General features: G+C 31.0%; 5 protein-coding genes. 2 read left to right on the top strand and 3 right to left on the bottom strand.

Annotated elements, in window-relative coordinates:
• Nucleotides 1-129 precede the first annotated feature (129 nt).
• From H6A32_RS15400 to H6A32_RS15390, 3 genes are all read right to left on the bottom strand, one after another.
• Nucleotides 130-513: a DUF6120 family protein gene (locus H6A32_RS15400; protein WP_204864779.1), complete on the bottom strand. Its 384-nt coding sequence runs from the start codon at nt 511-513 to the stop codon at nt 130-132.
• Complete coding sequence (locus H6A32_RS15395; RefSeq protein WP_204864778.1) at nt 503-862, bottom strand: PadR family transcriptional regulator; 360 nt, start codon at nt 860-862, stop codon at nt 503-505. Before H6A32_RS15395 ends, H6A32_RS15400 begins: the two co-directional genes overlap by 11 nt.
• A 240-nt stretch (nt 863-1,102) precedes the next feature.
• Entirely contained in the window at nt 1,103-2,593 is a 1,491-nt protein-coding gene (locus H6A32_RS15390; RefSeq protein WP_204864777.1) for a VanZ family protein, read from the bottom strand.
• Nucleotides 2,594-2,707: 114 nt separating this feature from the next.
• Between H6A32_RS15390 and H6A32_RS15385 the strand changes: the two genes are divergently transcribed.
• Both H6A32_RS15385 and H6A32_RS15380 read left to right on the top strand, forming a co-directional pair.
• Nucleotides 2,708-3,376, top strand: a complete 669-nt coding sequence (locus H6A32_RS15385) for an ABC transporter ATP-binding protein (protein WP_204864776.1) — start codon at nt 2,708-2,710, stop codon at nt 3,374-3,376.
• A gap of 15 nt (nt 3,377-3,391) precedes the next feature.
• On the top strand, nt 3,392-5,668 hold the full coding sequence (locus H6A32_RS15380) for an FtsX-like permease family protein (RefSeq protein WP_204864775.1): 2,277 nt from the start codon (nt 3,392-3,394) through the stop codon (nt 5,666-5,668).
• Nucleotides 5,669-5,774: the final 106 nt, after the last annotated feature.

The following is a 5,774-nucleotide window of genomic DNA, read 5'->3' as shown; positions in this document are numbered from 1 at the left end:
GGTTTTTCGTCAATTCCATTATACCAAACGGGACAGGTTTATGCCTTTTTTATTGGCTGAAATATTGAATTTTCAAGGTTCAACACACCGTATTGGTGTGGGAAGTTTTAGTTATTTGAATAATATTTTTTAGTATTCAGTTATTGTCGTCTCTGTTTCATATGGTATACTTTGTTCCACCTTATTCTTTAAATCTGATAAAAATAAAAAATATATAACAATACCAATGATTAGTAGAATAGAAACGATAGCTATAATATTTTTTCTAATTTGATCATTCCAAATGGTTTTAGGTTCATTTTCATAATCCTCTGTATTCATATATTCAAGAAATATTTCTTGAGGAGTTCCAAATTCTTTACAGAGATCGTCATACGTACAGTTTGAAATTTGACCAGAAAACTCAATAAGACTGTTCTTAAACTCTTTTAGAAATTTTATTTCATAGTAAGTTTTTAATGGAAAAAGAGCTTTCAATTCCCGGTAGTACTTATTAACAGAATCATTCCGCATATTCCCTTAATTCCTCGATATATTGATAGTTTAATAATTCGTCAACCCCGTATTTCACTTGTTCATAGGCAGTGATGAGCAAATCTAACTCATTAAGACCTTTTTTTTCAATATGATAATAAATTCTTTCCATACGTCCATGTCCATGTTCTTTGTAAGAGGAGATGAATCCCCTTTTTTGAAGCCTGTATAATATTGGATACATGGATGGTTCTCGAACAACAATATTTCCTTTTGACACTTTTTTGAAAATTTGAGTAATCTGGTATCCATAGCAATCATGTTCAGACAAAATTTTCAGTAATAACATTTCCAGTAAACCTTTTTTAAATTTATCTTTATAGTCCATTAATTTTCTTGTATGATGTTAATCGAAATTTAAACACCATATTTCCTTTCTTTTTAATCTAATCTCATGGTCTAATACATTCAGCTACTGTGAACTTTTGATTTTGTTCCTTGTTCTATTTTTGAAATGTTTATCATAAAGTCACACTAACTTCTACAATCACTATATAATATATTTTTCACATGTTTCCTTTATATCCATATCAGTATAACTACAGGAATATAAAATCTTACACTTTCCTCATTTTTCCTCTGAATCATTTTCAAGAGCTGGAATATCTATCTCATATGCCTTTTCTCCGTTCACCCTTGCTTCAAACGAATACACAGGTTGATAATAACTCTTAGAGTCTACAATATATTTTAAGTTCACTGTTCCTAGATCGAGTGTCTTTATCTCATCACCAGTCTGTCCATAATAGCGAAAATTTCCGGTTTGTATTTGTTCCCTTGCCTCATTCTCGGACAAAATCGGATATTCCTTATACTTTTTACATACGAGAATATTATTGCTGATGTCTCCAAGTTTTCCTCCCTCATAAAGCGTGCAGTACAGTGAACCATCATAGAAAAGATCACCTTCACTTTGTTGGGAAACTATAAATTCATATCCGGATGATTCATCTGTTTGTTCCTGAAATACCGCATTCTCCGGCACATTAATCCCATATTCAGACAAAGCTTTTCTGACTGTTGACTCATCTGCTCCGGAAACAGGTTTAGGATAGCTTCCATCTTCAGTATCATCGCCAAAGGAAACCGCAAAATCGCTATACTTTAAAATTCCTCCTACATAGTCTATCCACAGAGAATTCTGCTCCGTACTATAATAAACAGCCGTTTCATCATACAGATCTGTTCGTGACTCATCTATAACCTGTCCTTGTAAGGCAAAAAAATTTTCCGCGATTTTCCGTGTCTCTTCTTCTGTATAAACAGGAATTTGGTAGACCGCCGCTGTTTTCGACTCACTGCTGTAGATTTCATTTGTTATCATTTTAACATCAGACATATCAATTCGGCTGTTGAATCCGACTGCCAGATTTCCGAGTTCCTGCTTATCATACATAATAATGATTCCAACAAATGTCAAAACCACTGCAGCAAGTGGAATCTGAGCTACAGCTAATTTGAATGCACTAAATCTTTTTCTTTTTGCTGCTGCCGCAATCTCCCTGAACAGAATATAGAATCCATACCCTATCATTGTTCCCAGGAAATTATTCAGGATATCATCCGCCTCCACAACACCTCGTCTGAGAATAAACTGAACTGATTCTATCAGTACTGTCACAACCAGTCCTGCCAGATAGGTCACCCAGAACCGGCGGAAGCTTCGTATTCCGAACGGCAACAGAAACCCTAGAGGTACAAATAGAAGAATGTTCAGAACAATATTTCTCCATTCGGCCTCAGAAAAACTGTACCATGCCTCCCGATAAGAATAAAACAGGGGAATGATTCTTCCATCTGACCAGGTGGAGGCCCTGTCCAGCAATGTAGCAGAAAGCACTACTACTAGATAACACAAAAAAGTGCCTGTCCACAGTATATTCTGTGGTCGTATGCGTTTTTGGCCTTTCATTATCTTTTTGTATACAATAAAATAACCCGTTCCGGCAATTACTCCAATAAACGCTACAATAATCATTCCCAGAACCATATACTGTTTTGCCAGTTCTATAATATTGAATAATCTCATATATCCTCCCCTTTTTAGATATTCTACCACAAAATATATTTTTATGAAATATATTTTGTGGTATAATATCTATATAAGTAAAATTTTACTGTTGAAGTATAAGATGCAAAATTCTAAATGATCAGTTTATAGTGAGGTAATACTATGGAAATCCTAAAATGTGCCAATTTGTCCAAAAATTTCAAACAAGGAAAAGAAACTATTCATGTTCTAAAATCAATAAATGCTCAATTCTATAAAGGATCAATGAACATTATCATGGGGGAAAGTGGAAGTGGAAAAACTACATTACTTAATTTGTTGTCTGGTATTGAGCAACCAACAAAAGGGACAGTTTACTATCAACAGGCTAATTTCTTCAAGTTAAGTGAAAAAAAACAATCTCAAATTAGGGGAAACGATTATGGCATAGTGTTTCAATTTTTTAATCTAATTCCCGAATTATCTATTGAAGATAATATTAAACTTCCTTCCATAATAAATCATCAACCACTTGACTTGAAATATTATCGAAAATTGATGAAATTACTAAATATAGAAAGAATCAAATCCAAACTACCCTCTCACCTTTCAGGTGGGGAGCAGCAACGAGTTGCAATCGCCAGAGCAATGTCATTGAAACCCTCTATTGTGTTTGCCGATGAACCAACTGGAAATTTAGACAAAAAAAACAGTCAAATAATTGCAAGACTATTTCAACAACTTAACTCACTATTTGGTACCACTTTTATAATTGTTACTCACGATCCAACTCTATTTCCAAATCCAGATTTTAAATATAAACTAGATGATGGACAACTGATATATAAATAAAGAGGGAGGAACAAGATGAAATTATCGTTAATGCTATTAAAACATAGGATATTATTTGTTTGTAGTATAGTTTGTGTGCTTGCTATTTCTATTATTATAAATATTTCATCCAGTGTTCTTACTCAATCTGTTTTGCAATATAAATGGAAGCGTGGAATAAGCTCATATGGCAATTTCTCTTGCGGTATCAATGATATATCAAAAAAAGACAAAGCAATTGTATTACAAAATTACAGTCATAAAGATATAGGAATATTTGAAACATATCAAAATATTGAGTTTCACGATTTGATTGTTACATTAGGATATGTCGATAAATCTTTTCGTGAAATAACAGACGTTAAGCTGCTATCCGGCCGCTTCCCTAAAAATAGAGACGAAATCGTTGTAGAAAATTTTATCGCAAATATGCTTGGTGATTCCGACATAATTGAAGTCGATAATAACAATGAAATAATTCAATTAAAAGTAGTGGGAATTATTGAAAATTACTCTTCAGGATTATCAATTCCTACTGGTAAAGCAAATATAGGTAATGTATATCCTAATATAATATGTAATGAAAATAACTATTTTAAATCTGAAACATTCAACCAGTCACTTTTAATAAATTTAGAAGAAGTTATAGATAGTAAAACATCTTATGTAAAAAATACTATAAACATCTATAATGCAATAGAAAATATTGGCCTTTCTACCGATCAAATATTTTTAAATGACAATTTACTCAATAAAGGATTAGTTGGATGTAAAGAGATTTGGAATTATAGTCTTTTTTTCTCCTTTATTATAGCTATAATTACAGCTTCATTCCTTTATATTATTTTAGTCATTTTCTATAAAGATTATAGAAAAAAACTTTCTATATTAAATATATGCGGACAAGAGTTCAAAAAATTATTAAGCGTTGTAAAACAACAATTGTTTCTATTCTACTTAATTGGTAATGTTTTTGGTATATTAATGGGTTACGGAATTATTAATATAATGCAAATGCATCTTAATTTTACTATAAGCTATAAATCTGGCATCACTATTGCAAATTTATTTTGGCTAGAAATAAATTTTTTATGTGTGATGCTACTAATTCTTAGAAAGCATAAAAAGGAAATAGTACATTATTCCTTAGCTGAAAATCTAAGATTTAAAAACAGAAAATCCAATATAGCGTCGTCTGAAACAAAGCCTGCTAATAAGAATATTTTAAAAAAAATTAAAAGTCTTAACCCGACTTACATATTGTTATTTTTCGCAGTGTTTATAATATCATATCTGTCTCTATATATCCGGGGAATGACAATTTATAGTAATCCAAATATTCCTGATTACCAATTTTTTTCTAAAGAAGTTGAAGAATCAGAAGTTGTAAATGGTTTTACAATTGAAAATTCTCCAGAAAAATACATATTAGAAAATGATGTTAAAAAATTACAACAATATAGATCTTACATCACTTATGATTTATATCCGGATTTTAATAGTTATACAATCTTATTTAATAAAAATGAAATCCCCGATTATTTTGAAAAATGGAATTCCATGTATACCAACCCGGATACTAGTTATGATGAATCAATAATCAAAAAAAATTGGCCGGAAGAATTTAACAATTTAACACCTGTAAATAATGTTGATTTTATCGTTGCCGATAATGCTTTATTAAAGGATATCATACAACAATATGAACTTACTATCCCAATAAGTCAATTAAGAAATGGAACAGACATAATTTTGTTTTTGCCAGAAAAAATACAACATAAGAATTTTTTAGTAGGCGATTCAATAAAAATAGGTGGAATAAGCCAGTATGAAAATCAAGTCATTGGTAAACAGTTTGTTTTTAATATCGCAGAAATTGTTAATAAACCATATCGAATAGAAACTGATTATACCATACAGAAAAGAGATAATATCGTAGTCTTTTTAAGCGAAGATGTCGCAAAAAAATCAAATTTGTTTAAAGGGTATAGTTCTGTGTCTATAAGGCTTAAAGAGAACATTCCTGATCGTATAAGAAATGATATTAATAATTTGATGTATGAAATGGCAAATAAAATACAGGGAGGAGGTCTTTATTCTAAAGAAGAAATCCTAATGGATGAAAAAATCTTTACAACCTATAACAAAATTCTATCCTTCATTCTCATGACAATAAATCTATTATTGGGAAGTATTATGGTTATTATTATGATATATCAAGTTATTAAAAAGAATTTACGCACTTATGGTATTCTACGAGTACTTGGATTGAGTTTTAAGAAAAACATACTTTATCTATGGAAAAGTGGTTAATTGAAAAATTAATTGCAACATAGGTTGTTGCAGTTAGAATTACAAGGCATATGGGCCATGGAGTTGCAGTTGTAACTTCATGGTTTCTTTTTGCCTTTTTTCCAGT

It is taken from the genome of Drancourtella massiliensis, from assembly GCF_016900655.1.
Lineage (GTDB): Bacteria > Bacillota > Clostridia > Lachnospirales > Lachnospiraceae > Sellimonas > Sellimonas catena.
This window is presented reverse-complemented; position numbering and strand designations above follow the sequence as displayed.

Coding starts and splice junctions, on each gene's coding strand:
- H6A32_RS15385 (WP_204864776.1), top strand. CDS start 2,708: ATGGAAATCCTAAAATGTGCCAATTTGTCCAAAAATTTCAAACAAGGA.
- H6A32_RS15395 (WP_204864778.1), bottom strand. CDS start 862: ATGGACTATAAAGATAAATTTAAAAAAGGTTTACTGGAAATGTTATTA.
- H6A32_RS15400 (WP_204864779.1), bottom strand. CDS start 513: ATGCGGAATGATTCTGTTAATAAGTACTACCGGGAATTGAAAGCTCTT.
- H6A32_RS15380 (WP_204864775.1), top strand. CDS start 3,392: ATGAAATTATCGTTAATGCTATTAAAACATAGGATATTATTTGTTTGT.